Annotated in this window: 19 protein-coding genes; 9 read left to right on the top strand and 10 right to left on the bottom strand. The window is 72.5% G+C overall.

The window, feature by feature from the left end:
* Positions 1-89 precede the first annotated feature (89 nt).
* Positions 90-2,321, bottom strand: a complete 2,232-nt coding sequence (locus tag ACFW6A_RS33090) for a transglycosylase domain-containing protein (protein ID WP_351843912.1) — start codon at positions 2,319-2,321, stop codon at positions 90-92.
* Between the two features lie 385 nt (positions 2,322-2,706).
* Between ACFW6A_RS33090 and ACFW6A_RS33085 the strand changes: the two genes are divergently transcribed.
* On the top strand, positions 2,707-3,051 hold the full coding sequence (locus ACFW6A_RS33085; RefSeq protein WP_351843979.1) for a WhiB family transcriptional regulator: 345 nt from the start codon (positions 2,707-2,709) through the stop codon (positions 3,049-3,051).
* 173 nt (positions 3,052-3,224) lie between these two features.
* On the opposite strand, the gene ACFW6A_RS33080 is transcribed toward ACFW6A_RS33085, so the two are convergent.
* Both ACFW6A_RS33080 and ACFW6A_RS33075 read right to left on the bottom strand, forming a co-directional pair.
* Positions 3,225-4,625 carry an ArsA family ATPase gene (locus ACFW6A_RS33080; protein WP_351843981.1) on the bottom strand — a complete coding sequence of 467 codons (1,401 nt, stop codon included), beginning with the start codon at positions 4,623-4,625 and terminating at the stop codon, positions 3,225-3,227.
* Between the two features lie 14 nt (positions 4,626-4,639).
* Positions 4,640-5,605, bottom strand: a complete 966-nt coding sequence (locus tag ACFW6A_RS33075; protein WP_386478167.1) for an ArsA family ATPase — start codon at positions 5,603-5,605, stop codon at positions 4,640-4,642.
* Positions 5,606-5,727: 122 nt separating this feature from the next.
* On the opposite strand from ACFW6A_RS33075, the gene ACFW6A_RS33070 reads away from it, so the two are divergent.
* From ACFW6A_RS33070 to ACFW6A_RS33050, 5 genes are all read left to right on the top strand, one after another.
* A complete protein-coding gene (locus tag ACFW6A_RS33070; RefSeq protein ID WP_158821993.1) occupies positions 5,728-5,883 on the top strand; it encodes a DUF4177 domain-containing protein in 156 nt (51 codons plus the stop codon).
* Entirely contained in the window at positions 5,880-6,350 is a 471-nt protein-coding gene (locus ACFW6A_RS33065; protein ID WP_351843917.1) for a RidA family protein, read from the top strand. Before ACFW6A_RS33070 ends, ACFW6A_RS33065 begins: the two co-directional genes overlap by 4 nt.
* Positions 6,351-6,445: 95 nt before the next feature.
* On the top strand, positions 6,446-7,309 hold the full coding sequence (locus ACFW6A_RS33060; RefSeq protein WP_351843920.1) for an NUDIX hydrolase: 864 nt from the start codon (positions 6,446-6,448) through the stop codon (positions 7,307-7,309).
* Entirely contained in the window at positions 7,306-8,136 is an 831-nt protein-coding gene (locus tag ACFW6A_RS33055; protein ID WP_351843922.1) for an MBL fold metallo-hydrolase, read from the top strand. The genes ACFW6A_RS33060 and ACFW6A_RS33055 overlap by 4 nt, the downstream gene beginning before the upstream one ends.
* Positions 8,137-8,309: 173 nt before the next feature.
* Entirely contained in the window at positions 8,310-9,197 is an 888-nt protein-coding gene (locus ACFW6A_RS33050; RefSeq protein ID WP_351843925.1) for a prohibitin family protein, read from the top strand.
* Between the two features lie 66 nt (positions 9,198-9,263).
* On the opposite strand, the gene ACFW6A_RS33045 is transcribed toward ACFW6A_RS33050, so the two are convergent.
* Entirely contained in the window at positions 9,264-9,938 is a 675-nt protein-coding gene (locus tag ACFW6A_RS33045) for a Crp/Fnr family transcriptional regulator (protein WP_030495802.1), read from the bottom strand.
* Between the two features lie 270 nt (positions 9,939-10,208).
* On the opposite strand from ACFW6A_RS33045, the gene nth reads away from it, so the two are divergent.
* The 3 genes from nth (at position 10,209) to ACFW6A_RS33030 (ending at position 13,357) form a co-directional block, all read left to right on the top strand.
* On the top strand, positions 10,209-11,318 hold the full coding sequence (gene nth, locus ACFW6A_RS33040; RefSeq protein WP_386645208.1) for an endonuclease III: 1,110 nt from the start codon (positions 10,209-10,211) through the stop codon (positions 11,316-11,318).
* 64 nt (positions 11,319-11,382) lie between these two features.
* Positions 11,383-12,087 carry a CoA pyrophosphatase gene (locus ACFW6A_RS33035; protein WP_351843930.1) on the top strand — a complete coding sequence of 235 codons (705 nt, stop codon included), beginning with the start codon at positions 11,383-11,385 and terminating at the stop codon, positions 12,085-12,087.
* Positions 12,088-12,157: 70 nt separating this feature from the next.
* Positions 12,158-13,357 carry a MarP family serine protease gene (locus ACFW6A_RS33030; protein ID WP_351843933.1) on the top strand — a complete coding sequence of 400 codons (1,200 nt, stop codon included), beginning with the start codon at positions 12,158-12,160 and terminating at the stop codon, positions 13,355-13,357.
* Between the two features lie 6 nt (positions 13,358-13,363).
* Here the strand turns inward: ACFW6A_RS33030 and ACFW6A_RS33025 are convergent, their stop codons facing one another.
* From ACFW6A_RS33025 to ACFW6A_RS33000, 6 genes are all read right to left on the bottom strand, one after another.
* Positions 13,364-13,555, bottom strand: coding sequence for a hypothetical protein (locus ACFW6A_RS33025; protein WP_351843935.1), 192 nt, complete (start codon positions 13,553-13,555; stop codon positions 13,364-13,366).
* 119 nt (positions 13,556-13,674) lie between these two features.
* Positions 13,675-14,610, bottom strand: a complete 936-nt coding sequence (locus tag ACFW6A_RS33020) for an alpha/beta hydrolase (RefSeq protein ID WP_351843938.1) — start codon at positions 14,608-14,610, stop codon at positions 13,675-13,677.
* On the bottom strand, positions 14,607-15,104 hold the full coding sequence (locus ACFW6A_RS33015; protein WP_351843940.1) for a phage holin family protein: 498 nt from the start codon (positions 15,102-15,104) through the stop codon (positions 14,607-14,609). Before ACFW6A_RS33015 ends, ACFW6A_RS33020 begins: the two co-directional genes overlap by 4 nt.
* Positions 15,105-15,158: 54 nt before the next feature.
* A complete protein-coding gene (nhaA, locus tag ACFW6A_RS33010) occupies positions 15,159-16,541 on the bottom strand; it encodes a Na+/H+ antiporter NhaA (RefSeq protein WP_351843942.1) in 1,383 nt (460 codons plus the stop codon).
* A gap of 271 nt (positions 16,542-16,812) precedes the next feature.
* On the bottom strand, positions 16,813-18,825 hold the full coding sequence (gene acs, locus ACFW6A_RS33005; RefSeq protein WP_351843944.1) for an acetate--CoA ligase: 2,013 nt from the start codon (positions 18,823-18,825) through the stop codon (positions 16,813-16,815).
* Between the two features lie 292 nt (positions 18,826-19,117).
* On the bottom strand, positions 19,118-21,535 hold the full coding sequence (locus ACFW6A_RS33000) for a SulP family inorganic anion transporter (protein WP_386645205.1): 2,418 nt from the start codon (positions 21,533-21,535) through the stop codon (positions 19,118-19,120).

Below are 21,535 nucleotides of genomic sequence, written 5' to 3'. Positions count from 1 at the left end.
GGTCCGGCAGCAACGGCTCGATCCTCGCCCACTGGGCGTCAGTCAGCGACACACATCAACCAACGATCAGATGATCCGAAGGAAACGCCCTAGCGGTTGCCGCGGCCGTTGCCGCCCCGGCCGGGGTCCCCGCCCGTCAGGTCGGGGAGCGTGATGTCCGGGAAGGGGACGACCGGCTTGTCGGCCGGCTTGTCGTCCTCCCGGTCGGCCGGCTTGTCGTCCTCCTCCGGCTTCTTCTTCTCCTTCGGCTTCTCGGCCCGCGGGACCTTGACGTCCACGAAGGACGGGGCCTCGTCGCCGAGCGCGCCGGTCATGGCGATCCGCCAGATCGGGCCCGGGAGGCAGCCGCCGCAGACCTTCTCGTAGTACTCGCCGCCGATGGTGAGGTCGAACATCTCGTCGCGCTTGCCGACGTCGTCACCGACCCAGACGGCGGTGGACAGGTCCGGGGTGTAGCCGACGAACCAGGCGTCCTTGCGGCCCTCGGTGGTACCGGTCTTGCCCGCGTTGTCCCGGTCGCTCAGACCGGCCCGGGTACCGGTGCCGTCCTCGACCACGCCCTTCAGCATCTGGTTGATCGTGTCGGCGGTGCGGTCGGACATCGCCCGCGTGCACTTGGTCTGCGGCACGTTCAGCTTGTCGCCGTTGGCGGCCTTGATGGAGTCGATGACCACCGGCACGCAGTAGATGCCGCGGTTGGCGAAGGTCGCGTAGACGTTCGCCATGTCGAGCGGGGTGCTCTCCAGGGAGCCGAGGGTCGCGGACGGGCTCTGCCTGATCGGCTTGCCCAGCTCGCGCTCGTAGCCGACCTTCTTCGCCATCGTCAGCGTCTCGCAGAGGCCGGCCATCTGCTCCAGCTTGGCGAAGTAGGTGTTGATCGACTTCCCGAGGGCGCTCGTCATGTCGTACGCCCCCTTCTCCGTCTTGAGCTCGTTCTGGACGGACCAGTCCGCGTAGCCGGACGGCTTGCCGTCGCAGCGCGTGTAGTCGCTCTCCTTCATCGTGATCTTCCACGGCGTGTCGAAGCTCTGGGCGGGGCTCAGCCCCTTCTCCAGGGCCGCGGCCGCGGTGATCGGCTTGAAGGTCGAGCCGACCGGGAAGCCGTACGTGGTGCCGCCCATCTTGCTGCCGACGGCGAGGTTGAGCGTGGTCTGGTGCTGCTTCTGGTCCAGGCCGTAGGGGCGGGACTGGCTCATCGACAGGATCTTGCCGGTGCCGGGCTGCACCTGGACGACGGCGGTCGCGACCCCGTCGTCCTTGTTCACCTTGGCCACCGCGGCCTCGTTCGCCGCCGCCTGCGCCTTCGGGTCGAGCGTGGTCCGGACGGTCAGGCCGCCCAGGTTCCACAGCTTCTGCCGCTCCTCCGCGGTCTTGCCGAAGACCGGGTCGCTGAGGATCGTCTTGCGGACGTAGTCGCAGAAGAAGCCGGCGCCGTCGACGGCGGTGATGCAGCCGTTCCTCGGCGTTTTCACCTTCAGCTTGATCGGCGTGGCCTTGGCCTTCTCGAACTCGGCCTGGCTGATGTCGCCGACGTCCGCCATCCGCTGGAGGACGATGTTGCGGCGCTTGGTCGCTTCCTGGAGGTCGTTGATGGGGTCGAAGCGGCTCGGCGACTGCACCAGGCCGGCCATCATCGCGGACTCGCCCAGGGTCAGCTTGGCCGCGGGCTTGGAGAAGTAGCGCTGCGAGGCGGCCTCGATGCCGTACGCCTGCTGCCCGAAGAACGTGATGTTGAGGTAGTTCTCCAGGATCTTCTTCTTGCCCAGCTCCTCCTCGACCTGGATCGCGTACTTCAGCTCGCGGACCTTGCGGCCGATCGTCTGCTGGGTGGCCTGCGCGACCTTCTCCGGGTCGTCACCGGCCTCCTCGACGAAGACGTTCTTCACGTACTGCTGGGTGAGCGTGGAGGCGCCCTCGGAGACCCCGCCCGACTGCGCGTTCTTGTTGATCGCGCGCAGCACGCCCTTGAGGTCGATCGCGCCGTGCTCGTAGAAGCGCGCGTCCTCGATCGCGACGATCGCCTTCTGCATGTAGGGGGAGATCTTCTCCAGCGGCACCACCTTGCGGTCCCGGGAGTAGACGGTGGCGATCAGCCCGCCCTTGGAGTCCAGGATCGTGGTGCGCTGACTGAGCGGCGGGGTCTTCAGGTTGGAGGGGATCTCGTCGAATCCCTCGACCGTCCCCTTCGCCGCCAGACCCAGTGCGCCGGCCGCGGGCAGGGCGATGCCCGCCAGCACGGCTCCGGAGAGCACACTGACACCGAGGAACTTGGCGGCCTGCTGGGTCCCGGTCAGACCACCGCCCGAGCGCTTCTTTGCCATGGGGGCAGCCTACGTTCTCAATCGCCGGACACACGTATATGCCTTGGCCTAAGCTGCTCCCAACTGTCACAGGAGTGCGGTCCGGCATCAACCCCCGTGCGTGACATTCGCCTGATTTCCGGCACGAGTTCCCGCGTCCCGAATACGCGGGAACCGTGTGCCCGATTCCGGCGTGTGTGTCGGGGAGTGCCCTATAACACACGCATGTCCTCCACTCACTCCCCTGGGTGATCTGACGCGCACGCATAGTCCGTTCGGGCCATTCAAGATTGGGCCCGAAGGGGGTGTTGCGCTGTCCCCGCCTTCCGTAACGTCCCAACTGGCAGCGGTGAATATGCCGCTGCCGCCGTGGGGGAGCCTCGATTCGGGAGAGGACGGCGCCGGTATGGGCTGGGTAGCTGACTGGAGTGCGCAGGCGGCCTGCCGCACTACCGATCCGGATGAACTTTTCGTGCAGGGAGCGGCACAGAACAGGGCAAAGGCGGTGTGCACCGGCTGCCCGGTGCGCACCGAGTGCCTCGCCGACGCCCTGGACAACCGCGTGGAGTTCGGCGTGTGGGGCGGCATGACGGAGCGCGAGCGCCGCGCCCTGCTGCGCCGGCGCCCCACGGTCACCTCGTGGCGGCGGCTCCTGGAGACCGCCCGCACCGAGTACGAGCGCGGCGCGGGCCTGCTGCCCGTGGCCATGGAGGACGACGCCACGTACGCGGAGTACGCCGCGGTCGGCTAGGCCCCGGCCCGGCGGACCACGGACGGACCGGCACGACCGCCCCGCCCGTGCGGTGAGGCCCCGTGCCGCGCGGTCCCGTGCGGTGAGGCCCACGTGTGGCGAACTCCACGTGTGGCGAGCTCCGCGTGCGGTGAGGTCCGTGGGGCGGGAGGACCCCGCCGCGTGAGGTCCCGTCAGGACCGGTCGCGCGGGGAGGAGAGGCGCTCACCGATGGCCCGCAGCCCGGCGAGGTCGTGCACATCGCCGGGCAGGGCGGCCACCTCGGTCACCGCCACCTCCGGGTGGAGGGCCGTGAAACGGTCCCGCGTGCGCTGCTCGCGCGCGAGCACCCGCATCCGCTCGGCGTGCAGCCGGAGCAGACCCGCGGTCAGCCCTGCGAGGTCCGGATCGCTGTCGGTACTGCTGCTGTGCTCCTCGGCCGCGTCGGCCGTGGGGGCGGCCTCGGGTGCGGCGGAAGGACGTGCGGGGGAGTCGGCGGCGGTGGCGGGGTGCGACGGCTCGGACGACGTGGCCGGGACGCCACGCAGTCCAGTCTTCCCGGGCCCCTGATCCACAATGCGGCCCTCGTCAAGATTTTCCGCGGCCGCCCGCGCCCGCTCGGCCGACAGGCCGGCCGCGCCGCTGCCGTGCACCCGGTTGAGGACGAGACCGGCCAGCGGCATGCCCTCCGCGGCCAGCCGCTCCACGAAGTACGCCGCCTCCCGCAGCGCGTCCCGCTCCGGGGCCGCGACCACCAGGAAGGCCGTGCCCGGCGCCTGGAGCAGGCGGTACGTGGCGTCCGCCCGCGTCCGGAAGCCGCCGAACATCGTGTCCATCGCGGCGACGAAGGTCTGCACGTCCCCCAGGAACTGACCGCCCAGCAGCTTCCCCAGCGTCCCCGACATCATCGACATGCCGACGTTGAGGAACTTCATCCCGGCCCGGCCGCCCACCTTCGCCGGCGCCATCAGCAGCTTGATGAACTTCCCGTCCAGGAAGGACCCTAGCCGCTTCGGCGCGTCCAGGAAGTCCAGCGCCGACCGGGACGGCGGGGTGTCGACGACGATCAGGTCCCACTCGTCCCGCGCCCGGAGCTGGCCCAGCTTCTCCATCGCCATGTACTCCTGCGTACCGGCGAACCCGGCCGACAGGGACTGGTAGAAGGGGTTCTCCAGGATCGCCCGCGCCCGCGCGGGATCCGCGTGCGCCTCGACGATCTCGTCGAAGGTCCGCTTCATGTCCAGCATCATGGCGTGCAGTTCGCCGCCGTCGGACCCCTTGATGCCCTCCACCCTGCGCGGGGTGTTGTCCAGCGCGTCGATGCCCATCGACTGGGCCAGTCGGCGGGCCGGGTCGATGGTGAGGACCACCACCCGCCGGCCCCGCTCCGCCGCCCGCACGCCCAGCGCCGCCGCCGTGGTCGTCTTGCCCACGCCGCCCGAGCCGCAGCAGACGATGATCCGGGTCCCCCGGTCGTCGAGGATCGGATCGACCTCCAGGACGGGCACGGCGTCGAGCCCGCCCGCGGCGGCGGCCCCGGCCCTCCCCGCCCGGGCGCCCTTCTCCGCCCCGGCCCCGGCGTTCTCCTCCGGCATGGGGGTCCTCTCCGTCACGCCGCACCCACCCCTTGCCTCCGCAGTTCCTTCGCCAGGCGGTAGAGGCCCGCGATGTCCGCCCCGTCGCCCAGGTACGGCAGCTCGTACGCGGGCAGGCCCAGGCCGTCCAGGACCGCCCGCTGCTCCCGCTCCAGCTCCACCCGGCGGGCGTGCTCGGCGGCCTGGTCGAGCAGCGGCTCCACCAGCGCGGCGCCGCCCGTCACCCCGGCCGACACCAGCGTCCGCGCGATCGCCTCGCGGCGGTCGCCGGAGGCGGCCCGTACCGCCGCCTCGTCCAGCACCTGCGGACGGACCATGTTCACCACCACCCGGCCCACCGGCAGCCCCGCCGCACGCAGTTCGGCGACGCCGTCCGCCGTCTCCTGGACCGGCATCTCCTCCAGGAGCGTCACCAGGTGCACCGCCGTGTCGGGGGACTTGAGGACCTTCATCACGGCCTGCGCCTGGTTGTGTATCGGGCCGATCCTGGCCAGCCCGGCCACCTCGTCGTTCACGTTGAGGAAGCGGGTGATGCGGCCGGTCGGCGGCGCGTCCATCACCACGTGGTCGTAGGCCGGGCGGCCGTCCCGCTCCCGCCGGCGGACCGCCTCGCACGCCTTCCCGGTGAGCAGGACGTCCCGCACCCCCGGGGCTATCGTCGTCGCGAAGTCGATCGCCCCGAGCTTCTTCAGGGCCCGGCCCGCGCCGCCGAGCTTGTAGAACATCTGGAGGTAGTCGAGGAGGGCGCGCTCGGCGTCGATCGCCAGCGCGTACACCTCGCCGCCGCCCGGAGCCACGGCGATCTTGCGCTCCTCGTAGGGAAGCGCCTCCGTCTCGAAGAGCTGTGCGATGCCCTGTCTGCCTTCGACCTCGACGAGGAGCGTGCGCTTCCCCTCCGTCGCGAGGGCGAGGGCGAGGGCGGCGGCGACCGTCGTCTTACCGGTACCGCCCTTGCCGCTGACGACCTGGAGCCTGCTCACGTTGTCGAGCCTAACCACTGGCGGGCCCGCGCAATCAGCGGACCGTCCCGGAGAAGCCCCCGAGCCCGGACCCTAGGGGGAGCCTCGGCGGAGCACCCCGCCGCAGCGGCTACAGTCGGCCCATGACCAAGTGGGAGTACGTCACGGTGCCGCTTCTGGTGCACGCGACCAAGCAGATTCTCGACAACTGGGGCCAGGACGGCTGGGAGCTCGTCCAGGTCGTGCCCGGGCCCAACCCGGAGCAGCTCGTGGCCTACATGAAGCGGCCGCAGTCGTGAGCGGGGCCGTCGAGGCGCGGATCGCCGAGCTGGGCCTGAAGCTGCCCCAGGTCGTCCCGCCGCTCGCCGCCTACCAGCCGGCCGTGCAGTCCGGCGTGTACGTCTACACCTCGGGCCAGCTCCCGATGGTGGAGGGCAAGCTTCCGGTGACCGGCAAGGTCGGCGCCGAGGTGACCGCCGAGGAGGCCAAGGCCCTCGCCGCCACCTGCGCGCTGAACGCGCTCGCGGCCGTGAAGTCGGTCGCCGGTGACCTCGACCGGATCAAGCGGGTCGTCAAGGTCGTCGGCTTCGTCGCCTCCGCCGCCGACTTCACCGGCCAGCCGGGCGTCGTCAACGGCGCCAGCGAACTGCTCGGCGAGATCCTCGGCGACAAGGGCGTGCACGCCCGCAGCGCCGTCGGCGTCACCGTCCTGCCGCTCGACGCCCCCGTCGAGGTCGAGGTCCAGGTCGAGCTGACCGAGGCCTGACCGGGCCCCGGCGCCCACCGCGCACGCCGAGCCGGTCGTCCCCCAGGGGGCGGCCGGCTCTCGTGCATTCCGTTCGTTGCGCATAGCATCCGCCCATGTCGAATGGTCAGTGGTACCCGCCGGAATGGCCCGACCGCATCCGCGCCCTCGCCGCCGGCGAACTGGTGCCGGTGGCGCCCCGGCGCGCCGCCACGGTGCTCCTGCTGCGGGACGCGGACGCCGGGCCCGAGGTCCACATGCTGCGCCGCCGCACCTCCATGGCCTTCGCCGGAGGCGCGTACGCCTACCCCGGCGGCGGGGTCGACCCGCGCGACGAGCAGCCGGTGCGCTGGTCCGGTCCCCCGCTGGAGGAGTGGGCGGAGCGGCTCGGCCTCGACGAGCCCGCGCAGGCCCAGGCCGTGGTCTGCGCCGCCGTCCGCGAGACCTTCGAGGAGGCGGGCGTGCTGCTCGCCGGCGAGACCGCGGACACCGTCGTCGGCGACACCACCGGCGAGGACTGGGAGCGCGACCGGCGGGCACTGGTCGCCCACGAGCTGTCCTTCGCCGACTTCCTCGACCGGCGGGGCCTCGTGCTCCGCTCCGACCTGCTGGGCGCCTGGGCCCGCTGGATCACCCCCGAGTTCGAGCAGCGCCGCTACGACACCTGGTTCTTCGTGGCCGTCCTGCCCGCCGGGCAGCGCACCCGGGACGTCTCCGGCGAGGCCGACCGCACCGTGTGGACCCGCCCGGCCGACGCGGCGGACGGCTACGACCGGGGCGAGCTGACCATGATGCCGCCGACCATCGCGACCCTGAGGTCCCTCCAGCCCTGTGCCACGGCGGCGGAGGCGCTCGCGGCGGCCGGGAAGCAGTCCCTGGCGCCGGTCCTCGCCCGGGCGCGCGTGGAGGACGGCCAGGTGGTGCTCACCTGGCCCGGCCACGACGAGTTCACCAAGCGGGTGGGGGGAGGCGCCCCGTGACCGACGCCGCCGCCCTGCCGGGCCAGCCCCGGGGCCTCGTCACCTCCGGGCCCGCGACCGAGCGGGCCGTGAACGTGCTCGCGCCCAACCCGTCCGCGATGACCCTGGACGGCACCAACACCTGGCTGCTCTCCGAGCCCGGCTCCGGCCTGGCCGTCGCCGTCGACCCGGGCCCGCTCGACGAGGGCCACCTCCGGCACGTGATCGACACCGCCGAGAAGCTGGGCAAGCGGATCGCGCTCACCCTGCTGACGCACGGTCACCCGGACCACGCCGAGGGCGCGGGCCGCTTCGCGGAGCTGACCGGCACGTCCGTCCGCGCGCTCGACCCGGCGCTCCGCCTCGGCGACGAGGGCCTGGGGGAGGGCGACGCGGTCACCGTCGGCGGCCTGGAGCTGCGGGTGGTGCCGACGCCCGGCCACACCTCCGACTCGCTCTCCTTCCACCTGCCGGCCGACCGCGCGGTGCTCACCGGCGACACGATCCTGGGGCGCGGCACGACGATGGTGGCGCACCCGGACGGACGCCTCGGCGACTACCTGGACTCGCTGCGACGGCTGCGCTCGCTGACCGTCGACGACGGCGTCCACACGGTCCTGCCGGGCCACGGGCCGGTCCTGGAGGACGCCCAGGGGGCCGTGGACTTCTACCTGGCGCACCGCGCGGGCCGGCTGGCGCAGGTGGAGGCCGCGGTCGCGCTCGGCCACCGGACGGCGCCGGAGGTCGTGGCGCACGTGTACGCGGACGTCCACCGCTCGCTCTGGCCCGCCGCGGAGCTGTCCGTACGGGCGCAGCTGGAGTACCTCCGGGAGCGCGGCGCGATCTGACCCTCGCGCCCGGGGAGCCCCGGATCTCGCGCCCGGGGAGCCCCCGGATGTCGCTCCCGGGGACCTCGGACCGGTGCCCCGGGAACTCCGGTCCGTACCCCGGGAACCCTCCGGCTTCCCCGAGTGTCTTACGCTCCGCTTACATCAGGCCGCAGTTCTCGGGGGGAATGCCCATGTTCGTCATAGCCATCCTGCTGGTCATCGCCGCGGTGGTGCTCTGGTTCGTCGGCCGGTCGCAGGACTCGACCGGCTGGAAGCTGGGCGCCGGCGGCGCGCTGGTCGCCGGAGTCTTCTCGCTGATCGTGAGCATGACGTACGTGATCAGCGCGTACGAGGTCGGCGTGCCGGTCGCCTTCGGCAAGGTCGGGTCGCCGATGACCTCCGGCATGCACGTGAAGTCACCGTTCACCGACGTCACCACCTTCTCCACCCGCCCGGTCGACCTCAACCTCTCCGACAAGGACGTGGTCGAGGTCCGCTCCTCGCAGGGCGGCGTCATGTACGCCGAGGTCACGGTGAAGTGGGCCGTGGTCCCGTCCAAGGCCGTCGAGCTGTACAAGCTCGCGGGCAGCGAGGACGCCATCCAGCAGCGGCTGGTCTACCCGGACAGCCGCGAGATCGTCCGGAACGTCTTCGCCCGCTACACCAGCGAGCAGGGGTACGCCTCCGACCGCGAGAAGATCAACGCCGAGATCGCCAAGCTCATCACGGAGCGCCTGGAGCCGCGCGGCATCGTCGTCACCACGGTCAACCTGCGCAACGTGAAGCCCTCCGACGCGCTCCAGGGCCAGATCGACCGCAAGATCCAGCAGCAGCAGGCCACCGAGCGCGCCCTGGAGGCGGCCCGTACGGCCAAGGCGGAGTCGGACCGGCGCCGCATCGAGGCGGAGGGCATCGCCCGCGCCAACAAGATCCTCAACGACTCGCTGACCGACAAGGTCCTGGCGAACCAGTGCATCGACGCCTTCAAGGAGGCCGCGGCCAAGAACCCGGTCTACGCGGTGCCCTGCGGCGACGGCACCGGCTCGGCCCCGGTGATCGTGGACGGCTCGAAGCGCTGAGCCGTACGGAAGGGGGCCGCCCGGTTCGACCGGGCGGCCCCCTTCTCCGTGCGTACGCGCGCGTGGCTACCGCGAGCGCTTCGCGAGGCGCTCCACGTCCAGCAGGATCACGGCGCGGGCCTCCAGGCGCAGCCAGCCGCGCTGGGCGAAGTCGGCGAGCGCCTTGTTCACGGTCTCGCGGGAGGCGCCGACGAGCTGGGCCAGCTCCTCCTGGGTGAGGTCGTGGACGACGTGGATGCCCTCCTCCGACTGCACGCCGAAGCGGCGCGACAGGTCGAGGAGCGCGCGGGCGACCCGGCCCGGGACGTCGGAGAAGACCAGGTCGGACATCTGGTCGTTGGTCTTGCGCAGCCGGCGGGCGACGGCCCGCAGCAGGGCGCCGGCCACCTCGGGCCGGGCGTTCAGCCAGGGCTGGAGGTCGCCGTGGCCGAGGCCGAGCAGCTTGACCTCGGTCAGCGCCGTCGCGGTCGCGGTGCGCGGGCCCGGGTCGAAGAGGGACAGCTCGCCGATGAGCTCGCCGGGGCCGAGCACCGCCAGCATGTTCTCGCGGCCGTCGGGGGAGGTGCGGTGCAGCTTCACCTTGCCCTCGGTGACCACGTACAGGCGGTCACCGGGGTCGCCCTCGTGGAAGAGCGCGTCGCCACGGGCGAGCGTCACCTCACTCATCGAGGCGCGCAGCTCGGCGGCCTGCTCGTCATCGAGCGCCGCGAAGAGCGGGGCGCGCCGCAGAACGTCGTCCACGAGTTCACTCCTACTGTCGACCTGCTCACGGGAACCTGGCTCCCATGATGCCGGACGTGCCAAACAGTGCGATCAATCACAACAAGTTTGACGCACCGGACGCCAATGCCGAACGTCAGGGGCCCGATCGGGGGCCGATCGGTGCCGAGCGGGGCGGATGTCGGCCCCGGCCCCTAGGCTGGCCGGGTGTCCAACTCACCGGTGAGAACGCAGGCCAAGGGGGCTGGAAGAGTGTCGGCCGAAGGTAATTCCGCTGTGGGCGAACACGGCGTGTCGAAGCGGTCAAAGGGGGCGAATCGGACGGATTCCCGGCGGGCGAACGGCCCTTCGAAGCCGACCCCCGAGACCCCGGGGGCCCTGGCCCCTGAGGCCCCCGCCGGAGCCGTCTCGAAGAAGACCGCTCCGAAGAAGGCCGCCCCGAAGCCGGACACTCCGAAGCAGGCCGCTCCGAAGAAGACCGCTCCGAAGAAGACCGCTCCGAAGAAGGCCGCCCCGAAGCCGGCCACTCCGAAGAAGGCCGCCGCTTCGAAGTCCGCCGCCAAGAAGCCCGCCACCGGGGCGGCCGCCGCCGGTGGCAGGCCGGAGACGCGGCTCGGGATGGTGCGGCGGGCGCGGAGGATCAACCGGGAGCTCGCGGAGGTGTACCCGTACGCCCACCCCGAACTCGACTTCCGCAACCCCTTCGAGCTGCTGGTCGCCACGGTCCTCTCCGCGCAGACCACCGACCTGCGGGTGAACCAGACGACCCCCGCGCTCTTCGCCCGGTACCCCACCCCCGAGGACCTGGCCGCCGCCGTCCCCGAGGAGGTCGAGGAGCTGATCCGCCCCACCGGCTTCTTCCGCGCCAAGACCAAGTCGATCATGGGCCTGGCCGCCGCCCTCAGGGACGAGCACGGCGGCGAGGTCCCCGGCCGCCTGGACGACCTGGTCAAGCTGCCCGGTGTCGGCCGCAAGACCGCCTTCGTCGTCCTCGGCAACGCCTTCGGCGTCCCCGGCATCACCGTCGACACCCACTTCATGCGCCTCGCCCGCCGCTTCGGGTGGACCGAGTCCGACGACCCGGTCAAGATCGAGGCCGAGATCGCGGAGATCTTCCCCAAGAGCGACTGGACGATGCTCTCGCACCGGGTGATCTTCCACGGCCGCCGCATCTGCCACGCCCGCAAGCCCGCCTGTGGTGCCTGCCCGATCACCCACCTCTGTCCCGCCTACGGTGAGGGCGAGACCGACCCGGAGAAGGCGGCGAAGCTGCTCAAGTACGAGAAGGGCGGCTTCCCCGGCCAGCGGCTCAACCCGCCCGCCGACTACCCCGGCCGCCCGGCACCGCCCGCGCCCGGCGCGGTCCCGGGCGCCGCAGGGCGCCCCTCCGGAGCAGAGTGAGCACGGCACGGCCGTTCGGGAACGAAGGGACACGGCGACGGCGTTGGACGACACGGGGGTGCCCATGACGCGCACGGACGAAGAGACCTACGGCCCCGGCACCGGCGGCCTGCTGGACCGGGACGGCCTGCCCGACTGGCTCGCGCCGGTCGACCGGGCCGCGCGCACGGTCGCGCCCGAGCAGCTGAGCCGCTTCCTGCCGCCCCCCGGCGGCGCGGGACGGCAGTCCGCCGTGCTCGTCCTCTTCGGCGAGGGCGAGCGCGGACCCGAGCTGCTGCTCATGGAGCGGGCCGGCAGCCTCCGCTCGCACGCCGGACAGCCCTCCTTCCCCGGCGGCGCCCTGGACCCCGAGGACGGCGACCCGGCCGACGGCGGGCTGCTGCGCGCCGCCCTGCGCGAGGCCGAGGAGGAGACCGGCCTCGACCCGGCCGGCGTCCAGCTCTTCGGCGTGCTGCCCCGGCTCTACATCCCGGTCAGCGGCTTCGTCGTCACGCCCGTGCTCGGCTGGTGGCGCGCGCCGAGCCCCGTCGGCGCCGTCGACCCCGCCGAGACCGCCCGGGTCTTCACGGTGCCCGTGGCGGATCTCACGGACCCGGCCAACCGCGCCACCGCCGTCCATCCGGCCGGCCACACGGGCCCCGCCTTCCTCGTCGCATCCGCTCTGGTCTGGGGTTTCACCGCCGGAGTGATCGACCGGCTGCTGCACTTCGCGGGCTGGGAGCTTCCCTGGGACACCTCGCGGAAGGTCCCGCTCGACTGGCGGTCATGACAGGCTGACCCCCCCGGGCGACCGGAGACGAAACGGCGACCGGAAGAACGAATCTGCGAGGCTGAAGACCGTGAACCTGCTGGACATCCTGCTGCTGCTCGCGGCCGTGTGGTTCGCGATCATCGGCTACCGCCAGGGCTTCGTGGTCGGCGTCCTCTCCGTGATCGGCTTCCTCGGCGGCGGGTTCGTCGCCATGTGGCTGCTGCCGATCCTGTGGGACCAGCTCACCGACAAGAGCGAGGTCTCCACCTCGGTCACCGTGATCTTCGTGATGGCGGTCATCGTCTCCGCCTCCGTCGGCCAGGCGTTCACCACCCACCTCGGGAACAAGCTGCGCCGCCACATCACCTGGTCCCCGGCCCGCGCCCTCGACGCCACCGGCGGCGCGCTGGTCAACGTGGTCGCCATGCTGCTCGTCGCCTGGCTCATCGGCCTGGCCCTGGGCAGCACCTCGATGCCCACCCTCGCCAGGGAGGTCCGCGACTCCAAGGTGCTCCAGGGCCTCAACGAGGCGATGCCCCGCCCGGCCGAGGAGTGGTTCGCCGACTTCACCACCACCCTCGCCCGCAGCGGCTTCCCGCAGGTCTTCAGCCCCTACGTCAACGAGCCCATCACCGAGGTGCTCCCCCCGGACCCGGCGCTCGCCGGCAGCCCCGTCGCCACCCTCGCCCAGCGCTCCATCGTCAAGGTGGTCGGCACCGCCCCGAGCTGCGGCAAGGTCCTGGAGGGCACCGGCTTCGTCTTCTCCGACCGCCGCGTGATGACCAACGCGCACGTGGTCGGCGGCGTCGACGAGCCCACCGTGCAGATCGGCGGCGAGGGCAGGCTGTACGACGCCAAGGTCGTCCTCTACGACTGGCGGCGGGACATCGCCGTCCTCGACGTGCCGGACCTGAAGGTCACCCCGCTGCGCTTCACCGAGCAGGAGGCCCACAGCGGCGACGACGCCATCGTCGCCGGCTTCCCCGAGAACGGCTCGTACGACGTCCGCTCCGCCCGCGTCCGCGGCCGGATCAGCGCCGACGGCCCCGACATCTACCACCGGGGCGACGTGCGCAGGGAGGTCTACTCGCTGTACACGACGGTCCGTCAGGGCAACTCCGGCGGTCCGCTGCTCACCGAGGACGGCACGGTCTCGGGCGTGATCTTCGCCCGCTCCCGCGACGACGCCAACACCGGATACGCGCTGACGGTCGAGGAGATCCGCGAGGACATCGAGCGCGGCCGTACCGCGAACCAGCAGGTGGACACCGACAGCTGCGCCCTCTGACGCCCCCTACGCGGTGTCGCGCTGGTGGCGGAGCCGGGCAGAGACCCAGCGGGCCCGCCGCCTGAGGATGCGTGAGATGCCGACCTGGCCGCCGGGAGCGCGGCCCTGGTCCGGCGGTCCTCCCCGCTCGCGGGAGCCCGGCCCGGAGGCGGAGCGGCGGTCGCGTGCCGTGTCACCGTAGTCGTGCGTCCAGCCCATACCGGGACGTGTGCCCGGGGGTGGGGCTCGGTAACCTTTCCGGGGCCCGCCAATCGGAGTATGCGCGGGGCACATGGCCGTTCGACGCAAACCCGTGCGGGCGGGGGCCCGTAGGGGACTCAGCGGTCGGGTTCGGGGTCCTTCAGCCAGTTGACGAGTTCCGTCGTGAAGGCGGCCGGGTCCTCCTCGTGCGGGAAGTGCCCCAGGCCGTCGAAGAGCCGCCAGCGGTACGGGGCCTCCACGTACTCGCCCGAACCGGCCGCGCTGCGGGTCCGCATCACCGGGTCCAGCGAGCCGTGCAGGTGCAGCGTCGGCACCCGGACCGGCCGCTTCATGCGCCGGTTGAACTGGATGCCGTCGGGGCGGGCCAGCGAGCGGACCAGCCAGCGGTACGGCTCGATCGAGCAGTGCGCCGTGGACGGCACGAGCATCGCCCGCCGGTACGCGTCGACCGCCTCGTCCTCCACCGGGCGCGGGCCCGACCACTCCCGGATCAGACGCCCCACCAGCTCCGCGTCGTCCGCGACCAGTTGGCGCTCCGGCAGCCACGGCCGCTGGAAGCCCCAGACGTGCGAGCCGGCCCGGGACTGGGCGAAGTCGGAGAGCATCGCCGAGCGCCAGCGGCGCGGGTGCGGCATCGAGGAGACCACGAGCCTGCGGACCAGCTTGGGCCGCATGACGGCCGCCGTCCAGGCGAGGTAGCCGCCCAGGTCGTGGCCGACGAGCGCGGCGTCCGGCTCGCCCAGCGAGCGGACCACGCCGGTGATGTCGAGGGCCAGGTTGGCGGGGTCGTAACCCCGGGGGGTGCGGTCGCTGCCGCCGACCCCGCGCAGGTCCATCGCGACCGCCCGGAAGCCGGCCTCGGCGAGCGCCGGCAGCTGGTGGCGCCAGGTCCACCAGAACTGCGGGAAGCCGTGCAGCAGCAGCACCAGGGGGCCGTCGCCCATCTCGGCGATGTGGAAGCGGGCGCCGTTGGCCGCGACGTCACGGTGGGTCCACGGACCGTCGAGGCGCACGGGCCCGCCGCCGGGGGCGCTGCTGTCGGGGAGGGTCATACGGACGAGCGTGCCACAGACTGGGCCTTGGCCATGGTCACCTCGGCGGCCGGGAGGCCCTCCGGGCGGGGGTGCGGCTTCACGTTCTGCATGATCGCCGCGGTCTTCTTGGCGGAGGCGATGGACTTCTCCGGCGGCTTGACCTTCTTGAACTTCGAGACGGCGATCAGGCCGAGGAGGCCCGCGACGATCACGTTGAAGGCGAAGGACAGCAGGAAGCACCAGACGAGGTTCCAGCCGCCGTTGCCGTTGTGCCCGCCGGTCCAGGTGTTGATGGCGTAGGCGAGCGCGAAGCTCAGCATCGGCAGCGAGAACAGCAGCACCACGGCGGCGGCGATGGCCGCGCCGCTGCCGATCGCGCCGCGCTTCACGTCCTGCCGGAGCTCGGCCTTGGCCAGGGCGATCTCGTCGTGCACCAGTGCGGACATCTCGGCGGTCGCCGAGGCGACCAGCTGGCCGAGGCTGCGCTCGGTTCCGTCGAACGGGTCGCTCATCGCTCTCCCTCTCCTCTTGTACGGTCCGAGACTCTGTGTACGGTCCGCCTCAGATCATGCCGGACGGTCGGCCCCGTCGCGCGGTGCCCCCGCCAGTCGGGCGCGCTCGCGGTGCTCCGCGGCCTTCCGCTCCAGGATCTCGGCCATCCGGAGGTGGTACGCCTCGGTGCCCTCCTCGTACACGTCCGGGATGCCGTCCTGGTCGTCGTCCCGGTCCTCCTCGGCGACCAGCAGCTGGTACTTCCGGACGCGCAGCTTGAGCAGGAGCGCGGCGCACGCGGCGGCGATGAGCGAGCCCATGAGGACGGCGGCCTTCACCTCGTCGGTGAGCGCCGGGTCCCCGACGAAGGCGAGTTCGCCGATGAGGAGGGAGACGGTGAAGCCGATGCCGGCGAGGGCGGCGAGGGCGAAGACGTCCGGCCAGACCAGCTGGGGGTTGAGTTCCGCCCTGGTGAAGCGGGCCGCGAGCCAGGTGCCGCCGAAGATGCCGACCGCCTTGCCGACGACCAGGCCGAGGACGACGCCGAGGGTGACGGGCTGGGTGAAGACGTCCCGCAGCGCCTCGCTGGACATGGCGACGCCGGCCGAGAAGAGCGCGAAGAGGGGGACGGCGACGCCCGCGGAGAGCGGCCGGACCAGGTGCTCGACGTGCTCGCCGGGGGAGTGCTCCTCGCCGTCGCGGGTGGTGCAGCGGAGCATCAGGCCCATGGCGACGCCGGCGATGGTGGCGTGGACGCCGCTGTTGTACATGAGGCCCCAGACGACCAGGGCCAGCGGGACGTACACGTACCAGCCGCGGACCTCCTTGCGGAGGAGGAACCAGAAGAGGGCGAGGCCGGCGAAGGCGCCGCCGAGGGCGGCGAAGTTCAGGTCGCTGGTGAAGAAGACCGCGATGATCAGGATCGCGAAGAGGTCGTCGACGACGGCGAGGGTGAGGAGGAAGGCGCGCAGCGCGGAGGGGAGCGAGGTGCCGATGACGGCGAGGACGGCGAGCGCGAAGGCGATGTCGGTGGCGGTGGGCACGGCCCAGCCGTCCATGGAGCCGCCGCCGACGGCGTTGACCAGGACGTAGACCAGGGCCGGGGTGGCCATGCCGCAGATCGCCGCGATGACGGGGAGGGCGGCGGCCTTCGGGTCGCGCAGTTCGCCGGCGACCAGTTCGCGCTTGAGCTCGATGCCGGCGACGAAGAAGAAGATCGCGAGGAGGCCGTCGGCGGCCCAGTGCTCGATCGAGAGGTCGAGGCCGAGGGCGGCGGGGCCGATGTGGAAGCCGGAGACGGCCTCGTAGCTGTCGTGGAAGGTGTTGGCCCAGACGAGCGCGGCGACGGCGGCGAGGAGCAGCAGCACACCGCCGACGGTCTCGGTGCGCAGGGCGTCGGTGAGGTGGCGGCGCTCCGGGAGGGAGAGCCGGCCGAGGAACGTGCGGTCGGTGGACACGGGGAGCCTCCGGTCGGGTGGGCAGCACACAGCACATGCCGACCAGACTTCCCGGCGCACCTGGGTCTTTCTGTCGCGTTCCTGACGCGTTCCTTACTTTACCTAACGAGCCCGGGGCGTGTCCGGCGAGGATCACTTTAGGGTGGTATGGGCCTTTCGTCGCGTCGGGGCGGGGGCGCGGAGAGGCCCGCCCCGGGGTGTCGGGGAGAGAGCGCGGAGAGGCCCGCCCCGGGGTGTCGGGGCGGGCCTCTCCGTGAGCCGGTCGCGGTGCTCAGTCCTCGCTGGCGGCGGCGGGCAGCTGCGTCTGGATGAGCGACATGACCGAGGAGTCGGCCAGCGTGGTGACGTCGCCCACCTCGCGGTTCTCCGCCACGTCGCGCAGCAGGCGGCGCATGATCTTGCCGGAGCGGGTCTTCGGCAGCTCGGCCACCGGGAGGATCCGCTTGGGCTTGGCGATCGGGCCGAGCGTGGCGCCCACGTGGTTGCGCAGCTCGGCGACGAGCGCCTCGTCCTGGCTGGCGGTGCCGCGCAGGATGACGAAGGCGACGATCGCCTGCCCGGTGGTCTCGTCGGCGGCGCCGACGACGGCCGCCTCGGCCACCGCCGGGTGGGAGACGAGCGCCGACTCGACCTCGGTGGTCGAGATGTTGTGGCCGGAGACGAGCATGACGTCGTCGACGCGGCCGAGCAGCCAGATGTCGCCGTCGTCGTCCTTCTTGGCGCCGTCGCCGGCGAAGTACTTGCCCTCGAAGCGGGACCAGTAGGTGTCGACGAAGCGCTGGTCGTCGCCCCAGATGGTGCGGAGCATCGACGGCCACGGCTCGGTGAGCACCAGGTAGCCGCCGCCGCCGTTCGGCACCTCGTTCGCCTCGTCGTCGACGACGGTGGCGGAGATGCCCGGCAGCGGGCGCTGGGCGGAGCCCGGCTTGGTCTCGGTGACGCCGGGCAGCGGGCTGATCATCATCGCGCCCGTCTCGGTCTGCCACCAGGTGTCCACGATCGGGCAGCGGTCGGCGCCGATGTGCTTGCGGTACCAGACCCACGCCTCGGGGTTGATCGGCTCGCCGACCGAGCCCAGCACCCGCAGGCTGGTCAGGTCGAACTTCGCGGGGATGTCGTCGCCCCACTTCATGAACGTGCGGATCAGCGTCGGCGCCGTGTAGAGGATGGTGACGCCGTACTTCTGCACGATCTCGAAGACCCGGCCCTGGTGCGGGGTGTCCGGGGTGCCCTCGTACATGACCTGCGTGGCGCCGTTGGCCAGCGGGCCGTAGACGATGTACGAGTGGCCGGTCACCCAGCCGATGTCGGCCGTGCACCAGTAGACGTCGGTCTCCGGCTTGAGGTCGAAGACGGCGTGGTGGGTGTACGCGGCCTGGGTGAGGTAGCCGCCGGAGGTGTGCAAGATGCCCTTCGGCTTACCCGTCGTGCCCGAGGTGTACAGGATGAAGAGCGGCTGCTCGGCCGGGAACGCCTCGGGGGCGTGCTCGACGGACTGGCGCTCGACGACGTCGTGCCACCAGACGTCCCGGCCCTCGGTGAAGGCGGTCTCCTGGCCCGTGCGGCGGACCACGAGGACGTGCTCGACCGTCGGGCACTTGGCGACGGCCTCGTCGATGGCCGGCTTGAGGGCGGACGGCTTGCCGCGGCGGTAGCCGCCGTCGGCGGTCACGACCACCTTGGCGTCGGCGTCCTGGATGCGGGAGGCCACGGCGTCGGCGGAGAAGCCGCCGAAGACGACCGAGTGGGCGGCGCCGACGCGGGCGCAGGCCAGCATCGTGATCGCGGCCTCGGGGATCATCGGCAGGTAGACGGCGACCCGGTCGCCCTTGCCCACGCCCAGCTCGGTCAGGGCGTTGGCGGCCTTGGAGACCTCGTCCTTGAGTTCGGCGTAGGTGATCGCGCGGCTGTCGCCCGGCTCGCCCTCGAAGTGGATGGCGACGCGGTCGCCGTGGCCGGCCTCGACGTGCCGGTCGACGCAGTTGTACGCCACGTTGAGCTCGCCGTCGGCGAACCACTTGGCGAACGGCGGGTTCGACCAGTCGAGGGTCTCGGTCGGCTCGGTGGCCCAGGTCAGGCGCTTGGCCTGCTCGGCCCAGAAGCCCAGCCGGTCCGCCTCGGCCTGCTCGTACGCCTCCGCCGTCACGTTGGCGTGCGCGGCCAGCTCGGCGGGCGGCGCGAAGCGGCGCTCTTCCCGGAGCAGATTGGCCAGGCTCTCGTTGCTCACGACATCTCCCTTTCCCAGGGCGTCCTCTGTGCGTATGTGTCCCGCGTCATACCTCATCAGCCCGAGACCCCGGGTGACAAGAGTCTCCGGGGAATTGGTTTAGACCTGTGGGTGATGGGGGTGGGATGGCCCCTCCCTCCCGAGCGGAGGGACGGAGGGGCCACACAGTCTCACGGACGCGCGCCGGGAAAGGTTCAGGACGCGCGGGCCGAGACCCCGGCCGGCGCGCGGCCAGGGGCCTCGAGGCGCGGCCTGAGCGGGTGGTCCGGGGCCTCGAGGCGCGGCCCGGGCACACGGCCGGGGGCCTTGAGGCGCGGCCCCGGTGCGCGGTCCGGGGCCGCTCCGGCGGTCAGGAGGCCTTGGCCGCGAGGGTCGCCGGCGGGACGCTGTCGAAGACGTCGTCGTAGCCGCGCACCTCGTCGCCGGAGAGCAGGTACGCCTGGGCCTCGCCCACGTGGAAGTACATCCCGTGGAGGGTGAGGCTGCCGTCCGCGAGCCGCCGCGCCACCGACTCGTACGCCCGCAGGTGCTCCAGCTGCTGCACCACGTTGGTGAGGCACAGCTGCTCGACCGCGTCCGCCGGCAGCCGCCCGGAGATCCGCGCCCACGCGTGGCGGCGGCTCGCCATCCGCTCCAGGCTCGGCCGGCCGTGCCGCAGCCAGCGGCGCAGCGGGGTCGCGGGCTCGTCCGGTCCGGCGCCGAGCAGGGCCTGCATGGCGCCGCAGCCGGAGTGGCCGCAGACGGTGATCGACTGCACCCGCAGCACGTCCACCGCGTACTCGATGGCGGCCGCCACCGAGTCGTCCCCGCTCTCCTCGCCCGGCAGCGGCACCAGATTGCCGACGTTGCGCACGGTGAAGAGGTCGCCGGGACCGCTGGACGTGATCATGCTGGTGACCAGCCGGGAGTCGGCGCAGGTGAGGAAGAGCTGCGAGGGGGTCTGGCCCTCCCGGGCGAGCCGGGCCAGCTCGTCGCGGACCAGCGGCGCGGTGTTCCGCTGGAACTTGCCGATGCCGTGGGCGAGCTGGTGCCCCGTCCGGGCCGGCGGCTCCTCGGCCGGGGCGACGGGCGGCGCGGGCCGCTCGGCGCACTGGTGGTTGTGCCAGGGGGTCCAGGGACGGCAGCAGGTGTGCGGGGAGGCGACGGGCGCGCCGCTCGCGCCGCTCGTGTCGGACTCGGTGCCGGTGCCGGTGCCGGTGCCGGTGCCGGGGTCGCGGTCGGCGGGCGACCCGGCGATACGGCCTCCGGTGGGGCCGGTCAGCTCCACCGTGCCGCCGTGGGCCCGGTGGCCGGTCGTCCAGTCGTTCAGCGTCTCGTACGCGGCATGGTCCATGAACGAGCCGTCCAGCTCCACGGTCACCTCCGAACCCGCGGGGATCTGGTGCAGCGCCCGGCTCAGCCGGGGCACCGCGAGGAAGGTCAACTGGCCGCGTACGCGCAGCACCTGGCGCCCGTCGCGGTCCTCCCGGGTGATCCGGGTCCGGGCGAGCCGGGACATGGCGACCGCGACCGCGACCGCGATGCCGAGGGCGACGCCCTCCAGCACGCCGACCAGGACGACCCCGGTCACGGTCACCGCGTACACCGCGGCCTCGCGGTGCCGGGTCACCGTACGGATGTGGGTGATGCTCACCATCTGGATGCCGACCACCATGACCAGCGCGGCGAGCGCGGCCAGCGGGATCAGGTCGATGGCGGGGACCAGCAGCAGCGCGGCGAGCACGATCCACAGGCCGTGCAGCATGGTGGAGGCGCGGCTGACCGCGCCCGCCGAGACGTTGGCGACGCTGCGGACCGCCACCCCGGCGACCGGGAGGCCGCCGAGCGCCCCGGAGACCATGTTGGCCGCGCCCTGGCCGGCCAGCTCGCGGTCGAGGTCGGCGCGCGGAACCCCCTTGCCCCGGTCCGGGCGGGCGGCGACGAGCTTGTCGACGGCGACGGCCGAGAGCAGCGACTGCACGCTGGTGACCAGCGTGATCGTCAGTACCCCGGCGGCGATGCCGAGGACCGGCCCCTCGGGGAGTCCGGGGAGCGCGTGGCTGCTCCAGGACGGCAGGTCGACGCGGGGCACGGCGAGTCCGGCGGCCAGCGCGAGCAGGGTCGCGCCGCCGACGCCGACCAGGGCGGCGGGGGCCTTCCGCAGGAGCCCGCCGACGCGGCCCGGGAGGCGGGGCCAGCCGAGCAGGACGGCGATGGTCAGCCCGCTGATGGCGAGCGCGGCGGGTCTGGCGTCCGCCAACCGGGCCGGCAGGCCCAGGACGTTGGCCACCGCGGAGCTCTGCGGGGTGCCGCCGAGGACGATGTGGAGCTGGGCCAGCGCGATGGTGACGCCGATGCCTGCCACCATGCCGTGCACGATGGCGGGCGAGACCATGAGCGCCGAGCGGGCCACCCGCAGGGCGGCCAGGGCGAGTTGGGCGAGGCCGGCGAGGACCGTGATGGCGCAGGTGGTGCGCCAGCCGTACCGCTGGATCAGCTCGGCGGTGACGACGGTGAGGCCGGCGGCGGGTCCGCTCACCTGGAGCGGGGAACCGCCGAGGCGGCCGGCGACCAGACCGCCGACGGCGGCGGCGACCAGGCCGGCCTGGAGCGGGGCTCCGGTGGCGAGGGCGATGCCGAGGGAGAGCGGCAGCGCGATCAGGAAGACGGCGATCGACGCGGAGACGTCCACGCCGGCGGGGCGGAGGCGACGGGCGCCTCCGGGCGGGCTGTGGGGCCGCTGGACACGGGGTCGGTTGGGCGTGCGGGCGGGGGTGCAGAGGGTCAT

The sequence above is a fragment of the Streptomyces sp. NPDC058758 genome (genome assembly GCF_042746075.1).
Taxonomy (GTDB): Bacteria; Actinomycetota; Actinomycetes; order Streptomycetales; family Streptomycetaceae; genus Streptomyces.
The sequence above is the reverse complement of the archived record's forward strand: the minus strand, read 5'-3'. Positions and strand labels throughout refer to the sequence as shown.

Excerpts from the sequence above, each read along its gene's own strand:
- ACFW6A_RS33090 (WP_351843912.1), bottom strand. The coding sequence starts at position 2,321 with ATGGCAAAGAAGCGCTCGGGCGGTGGTCTGACCGGGACCCAGCAGGCC.
- ACFW6A_RS33085 (WP_351843979.1), top strand. The coding sequence starts at position 2,707 with ATGGGCTGGGTAGCTGACTGGAGTGCGCAGGCGGCCTGCCGCACTACC.
- ACFW6A_RS33080 (WP_351843981.1), bottom strand. The coding sequence starts at position 4,625 with ATGCCGGAGGAGAACGCCGGGGCCGGGGCGGAGAAGGGCGCCCGGGCG.
- ACFW6A_RS33070 (WP_158821993.1), top strand. The coding sequence starts at position 5,728 with ATGACCAAGTGGGAGTACGTCACGGTGCCGCTTCTGGTGCACGCGACC.
- ACFW6A_RS33060 (WP_351843920.1), top strand. The coding sequence starts at position 6,446 with ATGTCGAATGGTCAGTGGTACCCGCCGGAATGGCCCGACCGCATCCGC.
- ACFW6A_RS33050 (WP_351843925.1), top strand. The coding sequence starts at position 8,310 with ATGTTCGTCATAGCCATCCTGCTGGTCATCGCCGCGGTGGTGCTCTGG.
- ACFW6A_RS33035 (WP_351843930.1), top strand. The coding sequence starts at position 11,383 with ATGACGCGCACGGACGAAGAGACCTACGGCCCCGGCACCGGCGGCCTG.
- ACFW6A_RS33025 (WP_351843935.1), bottom strand. The coding sequence starts at position 13,555 with ATGGGCTGGACGCACGACTACGGTGACACGGCACGCGACCGCCGCTCC.
- ACFW6A_RS33020 (WP_351843938.1), bottom strand. The coding sequence starts at position 14,610 with ATGACCCTCCCCGACAGCAGCGCCCCCGGCGGCGGGCCCGTGCGCCTC.
- ACFW6A_RS33015 (WP_351843940.1), bottom strand. The coding sequence starts at position 15,104 with ATGAGCGACCCGTTCGACGGAACCGAGCGCAGCCTCGGCCAGCTGGTC.
- acs (WP_351843944.1), bottom strand. The coding sequence starts at position 18,825 with ATGAGGTATGACGCGGGACACATACGCACAGAGGACGCCCTGGGAAAG.
- ACFW6A_RS33000 (WP_386645205.1), bottom strand. The coding sequence starts at position 21,535 with ATGACCCTCTGCACCCCCGCCCGCACGCCCAACCGACCCCGTGTCCAG.